Here is a 20,164-nt window from a genome sequence, read left to right on the forward strand (position 1 = left end):
TTCAATAATTGGTATAAGATGAGTTGCGATCTTTGTTGCAAGTTCGGTTGGCACAGATGACTCAAGAGGTGATTGCTTCCCTTGTTGGATGGCAGTACATTCTGGAGGCTTTATCTGTAGCCAACATTTAATGAATTGGTATTACATCCTGATAGGTAATGACTAAAGCAAGTCTCCTAAAACTTCTTTTAAGATAGAAATTGTATAACTATAACTAATAATAAACTTGCTCACTCGACTGGTAGACTACATAGTTGAGAAAAAATTTTTGAGCTAAAATTCAAATTTTTTGTACCTCGCTTGCGATGGCTTGCTTAGATCAAACGAAAGACTGAAGACTGTTTTTTATCTTGATTGAAGAAGCTATAATAATCGGTTACAGTAGCGATCAGTTTTCCGATCCACGTTGAATGATCAGAACAATTGAAATTCTTCCAGAAATTACAAATGAGCGAACGATTTATCGGGCGATTTGTGGTTCGGTTCAAACTACAGGTTTAACGCCAGGTCAAGCATTAGATTCAACGCTACAAAAACTCTCCGCTTCTGAGGATACGATCGTCATCCTACAACGCTTTAGCTCTGATGACCTGTTTACCGAAAGATAGCAAACAAGATTACAGGATTGATCAGCCAATGTCAAGAATCTGTCGCTACCGATAATGTACTGTCTCCTCAACGGGAACAAGAGTTAGAAAACTTAATTGAAGCGGAATGGGAAGCGGTCTGAGATTTGTAAAATTAGTAGCACCATAATGTTTATCGATCATTTTAGCGGATGTTCCTGTCCATCGTCTGATCGCTGTACTATTAATGTTTGCTTCTACGCACAAAGTGATAAAAGTATGTCGCGTCTGATAGCTTTTTCGATAAGGAACGCCGCATTTAGCTCAAATTGTTTTCCAAGCGCGGGTAGAAAAGTTGTGATGATCGATTAATTTCCCTTTAGGACTGACAAAAACGAATGATTCAGGATTTACGATTTCTGGTCGAATATCCTTCAAAAAAGTTTGCAATTCTGAATTTATGGGAAAATCTCTTTTTTTCTGAGTTTTCAGCCCTTCTTTTACCACCAATCCATCTTCAGAGATGACAGCCGATTCTCGAAATTGAATGACACTATCTCTAATATGTTTCCATTTTAAAGCGATAGCCTCAGATGGCCTACACCCTGTAAAGAATAAAAAGCGGACATAGTTGGTGTAATGCTTGTAATAGCGATCATTGGCAAAAGTGTTAATAATTAAATCTCGTTCTTCTTTACTAAAAGGATTAATGTCTAACTCCTCAGAGGAACTTTGTGAGGTTTGAAATTTCATTGATGCAAAAGGATTCACATCGATTAGTTTTCTTTCTACTGCCCAGTTGCAGCAAGCCTTAATCTGGGTCAAACAACGTTTAGCGGCATTATGGGTTAAATTATTCAATAACCAATCTTGAATAGCTGATGCCTCGTTTAGTGAGCGTGTTGGTAATTTAGCAATATGATTACGGTGTTTGATAAAGTCTTTGGCAAAAGTACTGGGGCTGATCTGAGGTTTTTTAAATTCACTGTACTTACTCCATAGTTCATCTAAGTCAGGTTTCTGTTTCTGAATTGGTGTAATTGGTGTAATGGTACTCAGACTAGCTTTTGGTTTATATTTCTGTAGAGTTTCGTCAAAGCGTTCGTAAAGAATATCTTTCTCAATCTCTGATGCTTTTAGTTCTGCGAGTTTTCGATTCGTAGAAGTATTTGCCAATCCTAATGAGAGGTAATGACGTTTTCCACCATAGCTAAATCGTAACTGTAAGCGATCATTAGAGCTAATAACAGATACCGAACCTTTGGTTAACCGACCTGTGGGAGTTGTAGAGAGCATGAGAGTTGATGGTGTAATGACTCCTCTAGTTTAGATTTTTTACACCATCTTTACACCACTTTTTTGTCTAAACACCTCTAAAAATATCCAAAGTTTGAGACATAGGAGTAAGAATTAAACCTGTAGCAATGCCTTGAAAAGCTTTCTAGGACTTAAAAGTGTTGATGATTGAAGATGCCAGGACGGAGATTTGAACTCCGGACACGAGGATTTTCAGTCCTCTGCTCTACCAACTGAGCTATCCCGGCGAGAATTTATTTTTCACGTTTTACCACCATAGCAAAAAAAAATAAATAATACAAGCCCTATTTTTAAAATAATTTTTCGAGGACTAAACGAGCGATCCGTAAAGCGGCCCCTGGTTTTCCCATGCGACGCTTACCTACGATGTCGATTTCTTGCCAACGATCAGGATCATTTAAAATGGCTTTTAGGGTTTGCCCGGCTTGTTGAGGTTGCGGGACTAAAATCACAGAACAACCGAGTAAACGGGTTTGATTTTGGGCGAATTGCAGGGTAAATTGTGGCCCCTCACCAGGTATAGTCATGGCAGGTTTACCCAGTCCAACAAACTGTTCTGTAGCGGTTCCAGCCATAGCGATCGCTATATTAGCCACACTCAAACACTTCGAGTAAGCATTTTGTGAGAGGATCAAATTGATCTTATGATTGTATTTAAAGGCTAAAGCTTGAGGATCATCGAGAGCAATGGGGAACATATCTAACGGTTTTGGGTGCCAGTGATGGGCTAGAAGTGGAACTTGAAACGAATCAATAGATAAGGATGGAGCGATCGCAGCTAAAAAAGTAATACGATAACTTTTGAGTGCTAAAATAACTCCTTCAAGAGATTGTAAAATAATTTGCCAGTTACGATAAGCTTCGGGCGCACGAGAACCGGGTAATAAAACAACGGTGAGAGATTCCTTGTTTAGATTCGTCGTCAAACTCGCGTTATTGTCTAATCCATCCATCATCGGATTACCCACATCATAAACGGGAATTGACCACTGTTGTAAGATCTTAGAAGTTAGGGTATCTCTAGGAAAAACTGCTTTACAGCGAGAACGACTCATCAACCATCGTTCCCAAGGAAAATAATAAGATCCGAAACGACGTTCTAAACTCGATGCTTGAGGTAACCATCCTTGTTCATCACGCAAGTAATATTCAGATTTAGCGGTTCCAACAAAGGCATAATCAGTATGACTTAACCAAGCTAACAAAACGGGTAAAATATCGCCAACTGCTAGAATTTTTCCGCCTTCATTCCCCCAGCGACGGACTGTTTGATGTTGTGCTAAAGTCAGTTTCAGTAAACCTTTTTGGACATCTCCTAATAATTGTCGTCCATCCATGTAAATAAATCCACCCGATGGCATGGGTTTAACAGGGCCGATGATAGGAATTTTTCGAGAATGATAAGCTTTTCCTGTACCGACTAGGGGTAAAGCGGCTAATTGAAGCTCATTTGACAATAATTGTAATTGTTCGGCAATACGGGCGGCAATGATATCCTCACCGTGACCATTGCTCAAAATCAATAATTTCATCGCTCTATAGGGAACTTGGAATAAGGCTATTTTAAAGAAAAACTTATTAATCTAACAGCTTTCTTTGCTTAAGATCCTAAACTTCGGTTGTACTGCTCTAAAATTTTTACGAGAATGATGGATGGTTAGGGAACAATCAAAAAAACAGTTAGCCATCCTAGCAGAAGATAGACTGGTCTAACAGTGGAGTCTCAAACAAATTTGTTTGATCCTGTAATTCGTTTGCCTTTCAAACTATTGCAGTGAAAACAGAGCAACCCCTGTAAGCTAAGTCTATCGACAAAAAAGCTAACTGTCTTTTTTTTAGTTTTTTTTAAAAAGATGACACAGTTCAATGACGAAGGTTTGTAAGGTAGCTAAAGGTTCGGCACCTCGTTTTAAGTTCAGTTCTAGTGTTAATAATACTGATAAACTGTCTAATAATTTTTGACATGAGATCGCTTGTACTTCTTTTTTGAGAAAATAGATTCGTTTTGGGTTATTAATTTCGGCTGTTTTTGCAATGACGGTATCATCTTTTTCATCTGCTTCTATCATCAGCTTAATAATTGTCCAAGTCCGAAACTGTCCTACTAATGTCGCTACAATTCTTAATGGTGCTTCGTTACAGTTAATTAAGTCAGAAACTAATAAGAGTGCTTTTCCTGCGTCTCCTTGGCGAATGGTCGTCGCTAATTGTAAACTACTCTGGGTTGCGATATTGATTAGAGAAATAAGTTCATTTTTCTTGAGTGGTTTAGAAAAAGACTGACTATAGAGTGATAGCTTTTCTAATTCTTGATAAATTTGTCGAGTATTATTACCAATGGCTTCGGCTAAAAATTGAAAGGCATCAGGGGTTAATTTTACACCCACCTCTTGAGCGATTTTTTGGATTTGTTGATTAATTTCTTCGACTTGCCAAGGTGGAATTAAAGAAAATTCACGAACTTCTGCATAGTCTTGTACCAGTTTAGTCGATTTAATCCGTCCATCAGGTTTTTTACTGGTGGTAAACAGTAAATGTGATGTTACAGGAAGATTGACTAAAGTTCTTTGTAATTCTTTTAATAAATCTTCTGAGCAATTTTGAAAAATCGTTGTTTCCACTAACCAAATTAAACGCTCACCCATCCCAAAAACAGGTGTCATCGCTTGATTGAGTGCTTGGAATAAACTATCTGTTTGATGTCCAGAAATTTGATCGTAATTAAATTGTATCCAATTGGGATCGAGAACTTTTAAGCGCAGTTGTTGTACAGCTTTATTTAAACTAAAGTCATCTTCGCCCCAATATAAATAAATCGGCATTTTTTTAATTAGCTACAGGTAAAGTAAACCAAAATTGTGTCCCTTGTTGCGGTTGTGTAATTACTTCAATTGTACCGCCATGAGCTTTAATAATTTGATGGCATAAATATAAACCTAAACCTAAACTTAAGTTACCTTGTGTACCTTCTCCTCGATTATAGGGAGTAAATAAAGTTTTTGCTTGTTCGACGGTCATTCCTACACCATTATCGGAGACTATACAGCATATCATTTGAGGGGTATCTATTAAATTATTTTGAATTATTTCAGCGTTAAATGTAATTTCTAAGTTTGATAAATTATATTTGAGTGCATTGGCTAATAAATTTTCATAAACTCGCCAAATTTGAGATAAATCAGCTTGAACTAAAGGTAAATCTGGAGGAATATTGTTAATTAATGTTGCTTGTTTTTCTTGAAGCCTTGGCAACCAAACTATACTAATTTCTTGCGCTAGTAAATAGAGATTTAAAGCTTGACATTGGAGGGTAATTCCCCAGATTTCATGTTGTTGAGTTTCAACTAATGAGTTAATTAATTGTATTTGACGATCGCAACTATTTTCCATACGTTCTACTACCGAACGTAAAATTGAGATTGTTAATGATTGATCTTGTTGTAAAATATTCTTAAAAATCATCGATAGTCCAATAACAGGATTGCGTAAATCATGGGAAACTGCATGGAGATAAAATTTTAAACGTTCTTCTGTTTTTTGTCGTTGCTTGATTTCAGCTTCGAGTTGTTTTTGTTGTGATCTAATCGTTAGTTGATTTTCTACTCTGGCGATGACTTCTTCTTTTTGAAAAGGTTTAGTAATATAATCTAATCCCCCAAGTTGAAAAGCTTTTACTTTATCTATAACATCATCCAATGCACTAACAAAAATAATGGGAATATTTTGAGTTTCGAGATCAACTTTGAGGATTTTACAGACTTCATAACCATTGATTTCAGGCATATTAATATCTAATAAAATTAAATCTGGTGGTTTAAATTTTATAGTATCAATTGCCATTTTGCCGTTAATCGCTTTTCTAACTTTGTAGCCTTTTTCTGTGAGAATAGCTGATAAAATTCTAATATTATCAGCTTGATCATCGACAATTAAAAGACTTTCCTTTAACATAAATTTTATTTTTTTGCAACTAATTCAAGGATTAAATCAAAGCGAAAATTATCAGCTAGTTCTTGTAGATAATTTGATAGATCTGTAGAATCTAAAGGGATTTGCGGGAGCAGTTGCAAAATACTATCATCACTACATTCTTGAGTAGCTATCTTAACTTTATTTTGCCATTCATCAGGCATTAATTTAAGTTGAGATAAGACTTTGTCTTGTTGAACTACAGTAAAATTTTGTTGTTTTTGGTTCTCATAAATATACTCTACTTTTAAATATTGAGCGATTTTTTGTAACAGTACATCTTCTTGAAATGGTTTAAGCATAAAATCATCATACTCAATCGCTAAAAATTGCTTCATATCCTCTTGAAAAATATTAGCCGTTAAAGCAATAATAAAAGTTATTTGACTATGGTCAAAATTTCTAATCTGCTGAATTGCTTCATAACCATTCATAATCGGCATTTTTAAATCCATAAAAATTAAATGAGGTTTCCAACTTTTCCAGAGCGCGATCGCTTCTTTCCCATTAGTTGCTTGTTCAACTAAAAAGCCAACTGAACTTAATAATTTAACCAACAAAAGACGACTTTCTAAGACATCATCGACGACCAAAATACGATAGATGGGTTGATTGGGTGCTAAACGAATAATTCTACTCGATAAATTGTGATGAGCGATTTGTTTTGGTTGAACAACTTTAGCAACAATATCAAATCTAAATAAACTGCCTTCTCCTAAACTACTTTGAACTTTAATTTGTCCTCCCATCAATTGAACAAATTTTTGGCTAATAGATAAACCTAAACCTGTTCCTTCTTGAGAGTTTAAACCCGCTAAGGTTTGAGTAAATGGCTCAAATAATTGGTCTTTTTCACTTAAATCAATGCCAATCCCTGTATCTTCTATTTCAAAAGATAAAATAATTTCTTGATATTTTTTCCTAATCTCTAATTGTTTCACTCGTAGTGTGACTTTTCCTTTTTCTGTAAATTTAATCGCATTACTCAATAAATTAATAATAATTTGACGCAATTTTCCTTCATCGGTCGAGATATATTGAGGAACATCAATCGATTTTTCAAAGATTAACTGTAAATGTTTTGTCTTAGCTTTAAGACTAAACATATCTTGTAAACTTTCTAATAAAGCATATAAATCAAAAATAGTCGGATGAAAAGTTACGCGACCTGCTTCAATTTTAGACATTTCTAAAATGTCATTAATTAAAACTAATAAATGTTCCCCACTTCGATTAATTATCTTTAAGTTTTCTCGTTGTTCTTGACTGAGTGATGTGTCTCTATTCATCACCTGAGTAAACCCCAGAATAGCATTTAAAGGCGTTCTTAATTCATGACTCATATTGGCCAAAAATTTACTTTTAGCTTGATTAGCGAGATCAGCGTTTTCTTTAGCAGTCAATAGTGCCTTTTCTGCTTCTAATCTTGCTTGTGCAATAGCAATAAATTCACCTACTAATTTTAGCCAGTTAACATCTTCGGTTGTCCAATATTTAATAGAATTAGCTTCTAAACCCAAATAACCAACAATTTTTTTAGAACTGATCATTGGAACAATCAGCAAATGGGGTGTTATACTTTTGCTAAAAAACTCTTTTTCTATAATGGCTTGCTCAGGAAAATCATCGTTACTATTAATGATAATCGGTTGTCCCTTTAATAACTGATCAGCAAACCAGGGAAATCGATTAACCGTTTGATTTTGATAGTGTTCTAAACTAGATTTTAGCTGCTCATTTCGCGGATTACACCATTCATAAAACATACTCCATTCTTCTTGATTGTCGGAATAACGAATGATATAACTTTGCTCACTTTCGGTAAACTTACCAATTTTTTGTAAAATAAACTGAATCACACTCTCAAAATCTTGATCCAATAATTGTCTTGCAATATCACTGAGTAGATGTTCTCTTTTTGCCAAATTCTGTAGCATTTTTTCACGATGCTTTCTTTCAGTAATATCGGTATGAGAACCTGCCATCCGTACTGGTTTTCCATTTTTATCCCAGACGGCTTTACCTCGCGATAAAATCCATTTATAGTCACCATTTTTGCAGCGTAGGCGAAATTCTAGACGAAAGGGTGTAACTTTGCGTTCTAAATAAGATTGTAGAAAATGAACTGCATAATTACGATCGTTCTCATGGAGTAAATTAACCCACGTTTCGTATTGATTGGTTAAATCCTCCTCAGCATAGCCTAACATTTCTTTCCAGCGCGGCGAAAAAAAGAGTTTATTGTTTTGCAAATTCCAATCCCAAATCCCATCATTATTAGCATTGAGGATTAAAGAAAAACGTTCTTGACTCTCTTTTAATTCATCTCGAATTTGACTCAGCTTTTTGAGTTCTGCGGTTAAAACTTCGATATCTGTGCGTTGTGTTGCATCCATCGTCAGACATAACTCAGGCTAATTAGTAATTATATTTTAAAAGCGATCGCCTACTTTAACCACAAAAGCATAATCCCCACAATTCCCCCAACCTGATTCTAAGCGAAATAAACCAATAGAACTTTGTATATGTAATCCAAAACCATAACCGATACCCCAACCTGGTTTATCACGAACTACACCAGGGCGACCGATTACACTATACTGTGATCCTAAATCAGTTCCGTAATCTAGAAAAACAATTCCTCTAGTATCAATGGTTTGCTTAAAAATATTAAAAGACAAAAACACGGGTGAACGATATTCTACTGTACCTTGAATAAAACTACGACCTGAACTAATTTGACCATCACTATAACCTCGAATTGATTCACCTCCTCCTAAACTAAAGGAATCATAGGGAGGAACATCACCTAAATAGGTTCCTGCTTGCACATTGAGAACTAAAGTATCTGAAGTTTGACGATTCTTAAAAATATTGAGTGGAATAAATTGGGAAACATTACCCGCAACTCGTGTATAAGCAATACTCCCCTCTCCAATAGGGATCGCTTGTTCTACTCCGACTCGAATTCTAGTCCCTGAAGTTGGATAGGCTTCATCATTAACAGTAGAATATAAACCAGCAAGATTAAATGTTACTAAATCATCTTGTCCTTCTCCACTGACGGTCATGCGATTTCCGAATTCATCCCTAGCAAAAACTTGATTAGAAAACATAGCATCATGAATCGAAATGCGTTCATAGTTAATCGCCACCGCTAGATTAATATTATCAATGAGTTGAGCATATTCAACACCACCGCCATAACGATGAACCCAAGCATTATCATTATTAGGTAAATCTACATTCCTTTTACCTTCATCAAAAACAGTAGAACGTCCGCGCTGAGTTTGAATATTAATAGAATAAATCCCTTGTGAACCAATAGGCGCAATGCTATAACTTAGATCACCGCCTAATGATCTTGTCTCTCCTCTTCCTTCAAAGACAATTCTTTGATTTTCTGCTAATCGATATCCAATAAAACCAATAATTGGGAATGCACTTTGATAAGTAGACAAGGACTGTACAACAGGTTCACGTGTTCGTCCTTTGAGTGCGGTATTATCGGGAAGAGTACGACCAAAACCAAATAAAAAATTTCCTGTTTCCTGATTACCAAATATAGAAAATCTCAGTCTTGTTGGATTAGGAAGAATGATTTCTCGGCGCGTATCTGATGGCTGTTCTGGAATTATTTCAGTTGGTTGAAGACAATTTGCAGTCGTACAGGTGGGAGATTCTGGTTCTTTTTCTTCGATGGTTTGTCCCTCTGAAGACGCAATTAAAACCAGATTTAGAACTGAGTAAACATAGAAAAATAGAATTTTTTTGATAAACATTGATATAAAAAATCAATCATTAAACTGTACCCTAATTTAATCATTGATTTTTTTTAAATTCAAGCGTTATCGTCTGGAATCCTTGTATTAGGTAAATGTTTAAGTCCCCATGCAACCATCGTTTTAATAAGTGGGCGCAGGCTTTGACCTTTTTCGGTGAGATAATAATTCATGCGACGAGAATGATTACTGTAGGGTTGTTTCTCAATTAACCCATATTCTTCAAGTAGCTTCAGACGGTTGGCTAGAATATTGGTCGAAATTCCTTCAGCCGATTCTAGAAATTCCTCAAAACGCTGTTTATTGAAAAACATCATATCTCGGATGATCAGAAGCGTCCAACGATCGCCAATTAGATCCAGTGTAGCAGCGATCGGACAGCTAGAGCGTCGCAGTTGGGTCATTTGTTAAAACGTTGCGTGAGTTCTGCAATACGTTGTCCATAGAGTTCAGATGTTTTGAGATCACCTGGGTCTACTTCAACGGGTTTAGTTCCAGTAAAATCAATATCAGCTTGTCCCATCACTCCTAGATAAGATCCTAAACGGTTTGTCCCGTCGCTTTGTCGCATCTCCCCAGCACCAATCCAGATCATACTATGTTGAGCCGCATTAGTGACTAAATAAAGTAACGTTCCTTGTTTATCACCGCTAGGGGAACTCGAATGCGTAAAACCCCCTGCTATTTTATTTTTCCAGCCCTGACGCGCCCAAATGCTACTCGCTGCATCAATAAAAGCTTTCAACTGTGCTGCCACACCTCCCATATAAGTCGGTGAACCAAAAATGATGGCATCTGCTTGATTGATCTTTTCCATCATTGCATCATCTTTCCACCGTCCATTAACAATCTGTTCACCAGTAATACGATGTACTTCCACTGTAGTTTCCGAAACCTTTTTTGCCCCTGCTGCAACCGCTTCAGCCATGAGATGAGTATGTCCTGAACCTGAAAAGTATACGACTGCTACTGTTGACATGATTTTCCTTTTTTGAATAATTGGGAACGTTCTTTCAACCTACAATATACTATCTGTTTATTACTGTTGTCTTGGGATGAATTTGGAATGACCGTTCAAAAAAAGCAACCAAACCACGACAATAACCCAATGAACGATCGCAATTGTCCACAAAGAACCCGTCAGTAAGTAGACGACTGTACAGGTTAAGCCCAATAATGCAGTCAAAACCAAAAAGACGGGATTAAAAAAAGTGGGATTTGCAGCATGATAAAAAACAAGGGCATTGAGGGGATGATACAGAATAAAAAGGATTAAACTGATTATCACCAAGCCAGAGGTCATCGTCAAAGAATTGAGTCGATCAGGATAGGGTAACAGCATAACGCGAAAAACCACTTCTTCCCATAAGGCTGGTGACAAAAATAGAAAAAATAGGGTTTGAATCAACTGAAACGGTTTTTGTTTAATCGGTTGCCATTGTAAAAATCTTGATTTTAAACCGATGGGAATAGCGATCGCTGCATATGCACATAATAACAAAATTGTCAATCCCCACTCCCAAGACTGAGGAATAAAAATAATAGAAGCGAGAATACGACGTAGAACACCAGAAATAATCGGCATTTCTCCAAAAAGATTAGTCGGGGCGATGGGTAAAATCTCTGGCATGAAACCGCCAACTTGATTAGTACGCATGAACCAGAGCATTGCACCCTGTTCGAGAAAAATCCGACTAATGACATCATGAGAAACGCGAGGTAGCATCGATGTCCAACTTAAAAGGGCATTAGCGAGGGTATCTTGATTAGTAAACGTATAATTCTCGCGTCCTTGTACACCTGCTAGAATTTCGGCATTTTTTCGCCAATCTGGACGTATGACACCTCTAGGAACTAAAAGTTGTTTAAGACGCTCACTCAGTTGCCCTAATCTTTGAAAGCGTTGAGTTTCGGGGTCATCGGGATGATTTTTCAACCAGTCTACGATTGCGGAATTGGTGACTATCTGATTTTTGAGAACTTCGATCGTAATATATAGTGCTTGGTTAGAGTCTTGCACACAAGAGGCCGCAGGAGTAACACTTGCATTTCCTGTACCGTCTCCAGTACGATAGCGGGCCATCATGACTTCGAGTTGCCGTTTAAATTCGGTGATAGGTGATACAAGAATACTACCAAAATGATAATCTTGCAGTAGATCTGATTTAATGATTACATTGGACGTTGGACGCGAATTAAGCCAACCTCGTTGTAAATTCCCCTGATAATTTTCCCAACTTTGGTGTCCTGCAAGAATGCCTTGGGGATTGTGGGCATATACCTGATCGTAGGAAATATCCCATTGTAATTCATTGGTAAAAGGATCGCGCACTACTTTATATAAGAAATAAGAAAAATGTCCTGTTACTGTACCACCTTGAATCGATTCACCGTTTTTACCGCCAATTCCGCCAAATAAATGTATTCCTAAACCAGAATCGCCTTCTTTCCAGTTTGCTAGGGCGACTTTGGGGGAATCGCTACGAGGATCGACTAAAACTTGTTGGGCGGTTCCTCTGCGATCGGGGGTATTTTTCCAGTTATCATGAGTAATATAATTTAATCCAGAATTTAATCCGAATACGTTTTCTATCGGTTTGAGTTGAAATAGCGATCGCGGTCGGATCGCCTGTACTGTAAATAAGCCGTCTTTCCCCTGTGCGCCATAAATATACCAACCTGCTTTACCTTCGCTTGAATTGGCTATCTGACGGGGTGTAGAAATAAAGCGATTTCCTGATATTCTCGGTTGTTGAGGTATCCGAATTATTTCTGTAATACCATCAAATTGTTTTGTTTTAGAGTTATAGTGTTGAACACGCAGTAATTCACTTGGACAAGGTGGCGAACCTGGACAAGTGAGAGGAATATCGGTTTTAGATTTGGCTGGGGCTTCTGATAGAATTTTTACTAAACCCACAAAACGACCTGTTACCATTAAAGGCATTTGCTCAATTAAAAGACTTGTTTGATCAGTTTCCGTCGTGATTTGAGCTTTTTTAAAACTGACGATGACATCATCATTCGGTCTTGCACCTGCTAATGCTTGTAACGGCCCCACCTGTGAACGACCATTGAGACGAACGGGTACTACATTTCCTTGTTTTTCACTTTTTTGGGCGGCTTCGGTGAATTTAATATCAGTTGTAACCAGTTGTAAGTATCTATCTAATGATGGTGAGTGCTGCCAGCCTAATTTTATCTTTTTACCGATTAAATTTTGTTGGTCTGGGGGAGTTTGATAGATTTCTAACCAAGTCCAATCAGCTTGTTGCAATTCTTCTAATTTAGGTAGAATAAGACGACCGACCCAATTATTGATTGGTCGATACAAATTAGGGTCAAGGGTTTGTTTAATGGGATAAAAACTCGGTTGATTAGCGGCTAATTGACTGGTGATGGTATAATCTGAGACTCTTGGAACGGGCGGCTTTGTCGGGGTAAACAGGATAGCAGCAGTAGCAACCCCAACAGCTAGAAAAAGTAAAATGAGAATTCTAAGTATTGTCTTTTTCATAAAACCGCCTAAACCCTGATCAAGAATCGAAGTCGTTTTAATCTTAAACCGACACGTGTATGTCTACAGTATTTAGGCATTTAGAAATTTTTAAAAGAAATCTAAAAAGCCAACAGCCATGAAAGATGAATGTTGGCTAAAACTCTAAAAATAGGCACGAATCCCGCATTTATCGTCAAAATACTTTAAATTTTCTAGAGTGGGAAATTCGCGAATTTTTTCGCCATATTCTCGGTAAAATGCCTCTGCTGAAGCAGGGACTAACATTTTCACACTAGGTGATCAAACTTTGAAGGTATGGGGTACATTTCACGGAACAAACATCATACATCTTGTTTTGGCGGGGGTTTTGACTTGGTTAACTTGAACTTCCATTTCCCCTTCTGTGAATATATAAAGTTTCATCCCAAGGATGAGAATGAAGTGGGGGTTCATGTCCAGCAGGGGTTACAATTTCATACAGGAGCCATTGTCCCTCTGTTTCTTGTCCAAAAATCTTGATCGTGAATGTACTGTCTAAAACCTTGTATGATTCACCTTCATGGGATGAGAGAAATTTAGGGGCTGACATTAGTTGGGAGGTCATCACAGTTCTCCGATTTTTATCTTAAAGTGAATTTCTTTTTCTAAGAATAAGAATAGCCATCAACCCTTGAAGAACTAGGTAACCTTCATCGTTTGACGGTTAAGCTAAACTTATATATTATTTATTCTATGTTGATTGATTTAACTATTGACTCTTGTCTATTAAGACGGTAGGATAAAAATTAATCTAAAGCTACCAAAAGCCTAGACTATCCTTGTGAGGGGTTCCATCATCTTTTTAAGTAGGCTACCAGTCAGGTCTATAAAAAAGGCAAGGATTAGGCCAATAAAGTTTTATCTCTATCATCTGGACTCGTTTATCCATCACATCAAAGTGAGGTCGTTTTATGCTGGATACATTTAGCCAGAGTATCTGGTTAGTACCTTGTTACGCCCTTATCGGGGCGGTTTTAGCGATTCCTTGGTCACCAGGCATCATTCGCCAAACGGGGCCTCGTCCATCAGGGTATATTAATCTTCTGATGACACTGATTGCTTTTGTCCATAGTTTATTAGCTCTATTGGCAGTTTGGCAACAACCGATTCAAAATCTCTCATTTAACTGGCTTCATGCGACTAATTTAACTATTTCCTACGAAATACAACTTTCTGTAGTTAATATCGGCGCATTACTGGTGATCACTGGTTTAAATTTTGCTGCCCAAGTCTACGCGGTAGGTTATCTAGAAATGGACTGGGGTTGGGCTAGGTTTTATTCCTTGATGGCGTTGTTTGAAGCGGGAATGTGTGCCTTAGTGCTGTGTAATTCTCTCTTTTTTAGTTACGTTATCCTAGAAATTCTGACTTTAGGTACATACTTACTAATCGGTTTCTGGTTTAATCAATCTTTAGTCGTCACTGGGGCCAGAGATGCCTTTCTAACCAAACGGATTGGCGATTTAATCTTATTAATGGCCGTTGTTGCTCTATTACCTCTTGCTGGAACTTGGAACTTTGATGAGTTAGCCAAGTGGGCAGCAACCGCAAAAATTGACCCAACAGTGGCAAATTTAGTTTGTTTAGCTCTTTTAGCGGGGCCGTTGGCCAAATGCGCTCAATTTCCCTTACATTTGTGGCTAGATGAAGCAATGGAAGGCCCGATGCCTGCCACCATTATCCGTAATTCGATCGTTGTTTCGACGGGTGCCTGGTTATTGGTGAAACTGCAACCCCTGTTTGAATTATCGCCTTTAGCCAAAACGGTAATGATTACCATTGGTTCAGTAACAGCCATTGGCGCGGGGTTAATTGCGATCGCACAAATCGATGTTAAACGTTCAATCTCCTATTCTGCTAGTGCCTATATGGGATTAGCGTTTGTTGCAGTGGGAACTGGACAAGGACAAACCGCCTTGACATTATTGTTTACTTATGCTATAAGCATCGCTATTCTTGTCATGAGCATCGGTAGCATCGTTTTAAACAATATCAGTCAAGATTTAAGCCAATATGGCGGTTTATGGTCACGTCGTCCCGTTACAGGTCTATCTTACCTGATTGGGGCTGCTACTTTGGTCGCTTTACCTCCTTTTGGTGGGTTCTGGGTATTAGTCGAGATGGTGAATCATCTCTCACACATTTCACCTTTATTAGTATTCGTTGTTCTGTTGGTCAATGCTTTAACCGCGTTTAGTACCACTCGTGAATTCTGTATGATTTTCGGTGGCAAACCAAAACAGATGACAGTACGCTCACCCGAAGGTTTATGGGCAGTTGTTTTACCAACGACGATAACCGCAGGTTTTGCGCTTCATCTTCCGATTTTATTGTGGAAATGGAACCTATTACCGAATTGGGGAACGATTAATCTAGCAATTGCTGGTTTAGTAGTTAGTTCTACTTTAATCGGTAGTTTTGCTTCTGCATCGATTTATCTCAATGACAAGATTGCTAAACCCGTCGTACTTAAACCTAAAGCTTTACAAGACTTTTTTGCTTACGATCTTTATACAGCAAAACTCTACAAAAATACCATTGTTTTAGTAGTCGGTTTAGTATCTCAAATCGTCGCTTGGTTTGACCGTTTTATTATCGATGGTGCGGTTAACTTTGTCGGTTTAGTTACGGTTTTTAGTGGACAAAGCTTAAAGTATAACGTTACTGGGCAAACTCAGTCTTATTTTCTCACGATCGTTCTTGGGGTTGCTTTGCTCGTTGCTATTATTGGTTGGCCAGTTTTATCTCAATTTTTACCTTAAGAAAGAACGTTTTTGTGGGACAATTCAAGTCAGCTTCAAATCTTAGTTAGGAGAACTCATGAATACTGAAAAAAAATCATTTAATATCTCGCGTCGTTCGGCAATTAAATACGGTGGTAGTTTAATTGGAACTGGACTAGCAGCCACAATTTTAGGAGGTAATCTTAACAATTCTCAAAATGTCGCTGCTCAATCTATTGTTGCTCAAAATAAAGATCTAACACCCGATGAAGCTTTAAAAAGATTAATGGAGGGTAATGAGCGTTTTATTAATGAGAAAAGAATCAGTCCCAATCAAACTCGAGAACGCATTATAGAAGTATCTGAAAGTCAAGCCCCTTTTGCTGCACTCCTGAGCTGTGCTGATTCAAGAGTTCCATCAGAAATTGTTTTTGATCAAGGATTAGGTGATCTTTTCGTCTGTCGAATTGCGGGAAATATTGCGACATCTGAAGAAATTGGTAGCCTTGAATTTGGCACAATGATCTTAGGAGCTAAAGTTCTGATGGTCATGGGCCATGCTCGTTGTGGTGCCGTTAAAGCAGCTATTGAAGGCGGTAGATTTCCTGGGCGAATTGGTAGTTTAATTAGTAGTTTAAGAGTTGGTGTCGAACGCGCTCAAAGAATGCCTGGCTCTAACAAATTGCAAAATGCTGTTGAAGCCAATGTTTTATATCAAGTAGAGATTTTAAAAGATTCTGCAATTATGGGGGAATTGATTGATAAAAATCAACTTAAAATTGTTGGTGCTTATTATGATTTAAGTACTGGAAAAGTCAATATGTTAGGTTAAAAACTGATTTTTAACTAAACTTTTAAGAGGGGGTTTGGCAACCAAATCCCTACACAAAAAAATATTCCTTTTTTACTACTTTTGTAATTAATTATGCTCAGTGCTTTACTTTTAATCCCGATGATTGGTGCTTTGATTGTCTGCTTTGTTCCAGGCAATCCATCTGCTAGTAAATTGCGCCAAATTACTGCTATTTTTGCCTTTGTTAGTTTAGCTTTATCCGTTTTTGTCCTCACACAGTTTGATTTAACTAATGGGGGTTTTCAATTTCGAGAATATCTCGCTTGGGCGCAACCCATCGGTTTAAACTACAGTTTAGGGGTTGATGGTTTATCGTTGCCTTTATTAGTTTTAAACGGTTTACTTTCTTGTATTGCTATTTATAGCATCGGCGAAACTTTAGAACGTTCTCGCTTGTATTATGCTCTAATTCTCTTGATTAATGGTGGAATTGCAGGAGCATTGATGGCAGAAAACTTACTTCTGTTCATCATTTTCTATGAATTAGAACTGATTCCCTTTTACCTAATGATTGCCATTTGGGGGGGTGAAAAACGGGGTTATGCTTCGATTAAATTCCTTCTTTATACTGCCCTTTCAGGATTATTTGTACTCGCGGCCTTTTTGGGAATTGGTTTACTCAGTGGTTTAGCCAACTTTGATTATGCAACACTCACGACTCAAAGTTTCTCCATTAATACCCAACTTATTCTCTTATCCCTTCTACTCGTCGGTTTTGGGATTAAAATTCCCCTTGTTCCTCTACATACTTGGTTACCTGATGCGTATACTGAAGCTTCACCCGCAACCGCCATCCTACTCGGTGGAATCTTAGCTAAATTAGGAACTTATGGACTCATTCGCTTTGGTTTACAACTCTTTCCCGAAGCGTGGTCGATTGTTGCCCCTGGTTTAGCCATTGTTGGTACGATTACTGTATTATATGGGGCCTTTAACGCGATCGCACAAAAAGACATCAAACGGATGGTTGCTTATAGTTCTATCGGACACATGGGCTATATCATCGTCGCAGCCGCAGCAGGAACCGATTTAAGCGTCTTAGGTGCCGTCACTCAAATGATTAGTCATGGTCTAATTCTAGCCCTGTTGTTCCACCTAGTCGGTATCGTTGAACGCAAAGCAGGAACCAGAGACCTAGATGTACTTAATGGTTTAATGAACCCCATTCGCGGTTTACCCCTCACCAGTGCGTTACTCATCACTGCTGGAATGGCAAGCGCGGGGATTCCAGGTTTAGTAGGATTTGCGGCCGAATATCTCGTGTTTCAGGGTAGTTTCTCGATATTTCCCGTTGCTACCTTATTATGTATCATTGCATCGGGTTTAACGGCGGTTTACTTCGTCATTCTCCTCAATCGTACTTGTTTTGGGAAACTTGATAATCAACTCGCCTATTATCCCAAGGTTTTAGCATCAGAAAACATCCCTGCATTAGTTCTAACAGCGATTATTCTGTTCTTAGGCATTCAACCTAATTATCTAATTCGTTGGATTGAACCTACAACTAATTCAATGGTGTCCGAAATTTTAGTTACTCAACAAGTCGCCAGCAATCTTAAGTAAATACTCATCTCTTGATTAAGTATTGCTCTATCTTTAGTTCATAGCATATTCTCTAGATTTTGGATATAAGGAAACAAGTAAAAACTTTACATTAATGATTGAATGATGAATCGACCCAATAAGCTTATCCTAGTAACCTCCATGATGCTTTCGTCTGTTATTTTTCCTTCTATGGGAATAACACAAACGCCAATACGAGAGTTACAAAATCGTCAAGGAATTACAGTTTCAGGAGAAGTGAAAAGTATTGTTGGAAATCAATTTATTCTTGAAGATTCGACTGGACAAATTATAGTGGATGCTGGCCCTCGTTGGTGGCACTCTATTAATTTATCTCCAGGTGAAAGAGTAACGGTTATAGGGGAAATGGAAAGAGATGAATTAGATGCTTTTTCCATTACTCGTAATAATGGTGCTGTTATTGAAATTCGTTCACCCCAAGGTAGACCCCCTTGGGCAGGACAAAACCCCAAAAAATAGAATACATCAAGTCTTATTCAATTTAGGACAACAAAATTAAAATTATGGTACAAACACCCGTCAAACCTGAAACGCTTATCCCTCCTTCTAATCATGAATTTGCTGAAGTGATACACCGCTTAGAAGCTGGTGGTTCTATGTTACCCGATACGCCCGAAAACTTGATGCAAATCATCGGAATTTATAAAGCATATGCGGTACCGATGGACTTCTACTGGCGAGATTTATTGTATATCGCGGAACGAGTCTTTTTAGAACCCCTGCCCTTCTTTAAATATTTCTTACCCCAAGAATATTTAGATTTACATAATCATTATGCAGGTGATGACGCTGATCTCCGAATTTGGCGCGGAGTAGCAACAGCACATCCAGAATTATTAGAATTCATGGAAAACGGAAAAACGAAAAAAATGCCGAAATTGTTCCATCATTTGTGGCACGATCGCATTAATATGGAATTTGCTGAAGCTTGTATGCAAGCGATGTTATGGCATGGTCGTGATATGGGATGGGGTAAATTCGATGCTTATCTCGATAGTGATGAGTATAAAGCCAATGCAGACCGAGCAATTAAGGCTTATTTTAAAAAGAATCCTGCCATGTTGGGTTTATATAAACTATTTCCCGATATGTTCTTAGAACAGGTACGGCAGTTATCCTATTATTCCAACTTAGGATTATTCTGGGAAGTGATGGCACCCGTTTTCTTTGAAATGTCGGATATCTATGATGAGGGTGGTTTTAAAGGAGTTCCAGATGCAATGGATTTTTTAGTTAATGGAATCTTTGCGATTGCGGGACGACCCATTTATCATCATGTTTATATCGATGGGGAATGTTTTGAAATTATCCCAAAATCTAAAGCGTTTACTTGGTTGTATGAAGCAGCATTACCTTATGTAGAAGCAGTGTTCTATCGTACTGCACCCTTTAGAGGAACAAAATCTTATAATGCTCAAGCAAAACAAGTTCCCGATGAACAAAAAGATTTCCATTATGGCATTTTATACGCTGATGTTTTCCCTGTTGGAACCGCAGGAATTCCACCAACATTATTGATGGATGATATGTATCATTTCTTACCCGATTATCTCAAAGATTATTATCAAAAACATTGTCGGGGTGAAGAAGATGTCTTAATTCAACTCGGAATTACATTTCAACGTTCAATGTATAATGTCACTTCTGCCGTTATCCAAGCCCTCAGATGTGCCTTATTGTATCCCTTAGATGACCAAAATCCCAAACATTTGATGAAAAATCGTCAGTTTTTCGAGGCACAAATGGATCGTTTTAAACGTCCTGAAGCCAGATTACGAGATATCCAAAGTCCAGATTATCGTTAACCTCACCCTAACCCTCTCCTTTTAGGA

The 20,164-nt window shown here is 37.8% G+C and carries 17 protein-coding genes and 1 tRNA gene; 6 read left to right on the top strand and 12 right to left on the bottom strand.

Going from position 1 to position 20,164, the window contains the following annotated elements; translation table 11 throughout:
* The first annotated feature begins 410 nt into the window (after window positions 1-410).
* Entirely contained in the window at window positions 411-608 is a 198-nt protein-coding gene (locus CFPU101_RS14060; protein WP_206815977.1) for a hypothetical protein, read from the top strand.
* A gap of 45 nt (window positions 609-653) precedes the next feature.
* On the opposite strand, the gene CFPU101_RS14065 is transcribed toward CFPU101_RS14060, so the two are convergent.
* From CFPU101_RS14065 to CFPU101_RS14120, 12 genes are all read right to left on the bottom strand, one after another.
* Window positions 654-833: a hypothetical protein gene (locus tag CFPU101_RS14065; protein WP_206815978.1), complete on the bottom strand. Its 180-nt coding sequence runs from the start codon at window positions 831-833 to the stop codon at window positions 654-656.
* Window positions 834-890: 57 nt separating this feature from the next.
* Window positions 891-1,862 (bottom strand): Arm DNA-binding domain-containing protein, encoded by a 972-nt coding sequence (locus CFPU101_RS14070; protein ID WP_206815979.1) that lies wholly within the window; start codon window positions 1,860-1,862, stop codon window positions 891-893.
* A 175-nt stretch (window positions 1,863-2,037) separates the two neighbouring features.
* Window positions 2,038-2,110, bottom strand: a tRNA-Phe gene (locus CFPU101_RS14075).
* 63 nt (window positions 2,111-2,173) lie between these two features.
* Window positions 2,174-3,415 carry a lipid-A-disaccharide synthase-related protein gene (locus CFPU101_RS14080; protein WP_206815980.1) on the bottom strand — a complete coding sequence of 414 codons (1,242 nt, stop codon included), beginning with the start codon at window positions 3,413-3,415 and terminating at the stop codon, window positions 2,174-2,176.
* A gap of 303 nt (window positions 3,416-3,718) precedes the next feature.
* On the bottom strand, window positions 3,719-4,705 hold the full coding sequence (holA, locus tag CFPU101_RS14085; RefSeq protein ID WP_206815981.1) for a DNA polymerase III subunit delta: 987 nt from the start codon (window positions 4,703-4,705) through the stop codon (window positions 3,719-3,721).
* A gap of 4 nt (window positions 4,706-4,709) precedes the next feature.
* Entirely contained in the window at window positions 4,710-5,834 is a 1,125-nt protein-coding gene (locus CFPU101_RS14090; protein WP_206815982.1) for a hybrid sensor histidine kinase/response regulator, read from the bottom strand.
* Between the two features lie 5 nt (window positions 5,835-5,839).
* The gene (locus CFPU101_RS14095; protein WP_206815983.1) at window positions 5,840-8,248 is read right to left on the bottom strand and encodes an ATP-binding protein; all 2,409 of its coding nucleotides are present in this window, start codon (window positions 8,246-8,248) and stop codon (window positions 5,840-5,842) included.
* Window positions 8,249-8,284: 36 nt separating this feature from the next.
* Window positions 8,285-9,634, bottom strand: coding sequence for a BamA/TamA family outer membrane protein (locus tag CFPU101_RS14100; protein ID WP_206815984.1), 1,350 nt, complete (start codon window positions 9,632-9,634; stop codon window positions 8,285-8,287).
* Window positions 9,635-9,693: 59 nt separating this feature from the next.
* A complete protein-coding gene (locus tag CFPU101_RS14105) occupies window positions 9,694-10,038 on the bottom strand; it encodes a helix-turn-helix domain-containing protein (RefSeq protein WP_206815985.1) in 345 nt (114 codons plus the stop codon).
* Complete coding sequence (locus tag CFPU101_RS14110) at window positions 10,035-10,613, bottom strand: flavodoxin family protein (protein ID WP_206815986.1); 579 nt, start codon at window positions 10,611-10,613, stop codon at window positions 10,035-10,037. Before CFPU101_RS14110 ends, CFPU101_RS14105 begins: the two co-directional genes overlap by 4 nt.
* A 60-nt stretch (window positions 10,614-10,673) precedes the next feature.
* On the bottom strand, window positions 10,674-13,151 hold the full coding sequence (locus tag CFPU101_RS14115; protein ID WP_206815987.1) for a type II CAAX prenyl endopeptidase Rce1 family protein: 2,478 nt from the start codon (window positions 13,149-13,151) through the stop codon (window positions 10,674-10,676).
* A 358-nt stretch (window positions 13,152-13,509) separates the two neighbouring features.
* A complete protein-coding gene (locus tag CFPU101_RS14120; RefSeq protein WP_206815988.1) occupies window positions 13,510-13,737 on the bottom strand; it encodes a hypothetical protein in 228 nt (75 codons plus the stop codon).
* 346 nt (window positions 13,738-14,083) lie between these two features.
* Between CFPU101_RS14120 and CFPU101_RS14125 the strand changes: the two genes are divergently transcribed.
* From CFPU101_RS14125 to CFPU101_RS14145, 5 genes are all read left to right on the top strand, one after another.
* The gene (locus CFPU101_RS14125; protein ID WP_206815989.1) at window positions 14,084-15,934 is read left to right on the top strand and encodes an NAD(P)H-quinone oxidoreductase subunit F; all 1,851 of its coding nucleotides are present in this window, start codon (window positions 14,084-14,086) and stop codon (window positions 15,932-15,934) included.
* A gap of 58 nt (window positions 15,935-15,992) precedes the next feature.
* Window positions 15,993-16,727: a carbonic anhydrase gene (locus tag CFPU101_RS14130; RefSeq protein WP_206815990.1), complete on the top strand. Its 735-nt coding sequence runs from the start codon at window positions 15,993-15,995 to the stop codon at window positions 16,725-16,727.
* 93 nt (window positions 16,728-16,820) lie between these two features.
* Window positions 16,821-18,311: an NADH-quinone oxidoreductase subunit M gene (locus tag CFPU101_RS14135; protein ID WP_206815991.1), complete on the top strand. Its 1,491-nt coding sequence runs from the start codon at window positions 16,821-16,823 to the stop codon at window positions 18,309-18,311.
* Between the two features lie 141 nt (window positions 18,312-18,452).
* A complete protein-coding gene (locus CFPU101_RS14140; RefSeq protein WP_242577985.1) occupies window positions 18,453-18,791 on the top strand; it encodes a NirD/YgiW/YdeI family stress tolerance protein in 339 nt (112 codons plus the stop codon).
* A 44-nt stretch (window positions 18,792-18,835) separates the two neighbouring features.
* The gene (locus tag CFPU101_RS14145) at window positions 18,836-20,137 is read left to right on the top strand and encodes a CO2 hydration protein (RefSeq protein ID WP_206815992.1); all 1,302 of its coding nucleotides are present in this window, start codon (window positions 18,836-18,838) and stop codon (window positions 20,135-20,137) included.
* Window positions 20,138-20,164 lie beyond the last annotated feature (27 nt).

Origin of the sequence: Chroococcus sp. FPU101, from assembly GCF_017312365.1 — a bacterium.
Lineage (GTDB): Bacteria > Cyanobacteriota > Cyanobacteriia > Cyanobacteriales > Microcystaceae > Chroococcus.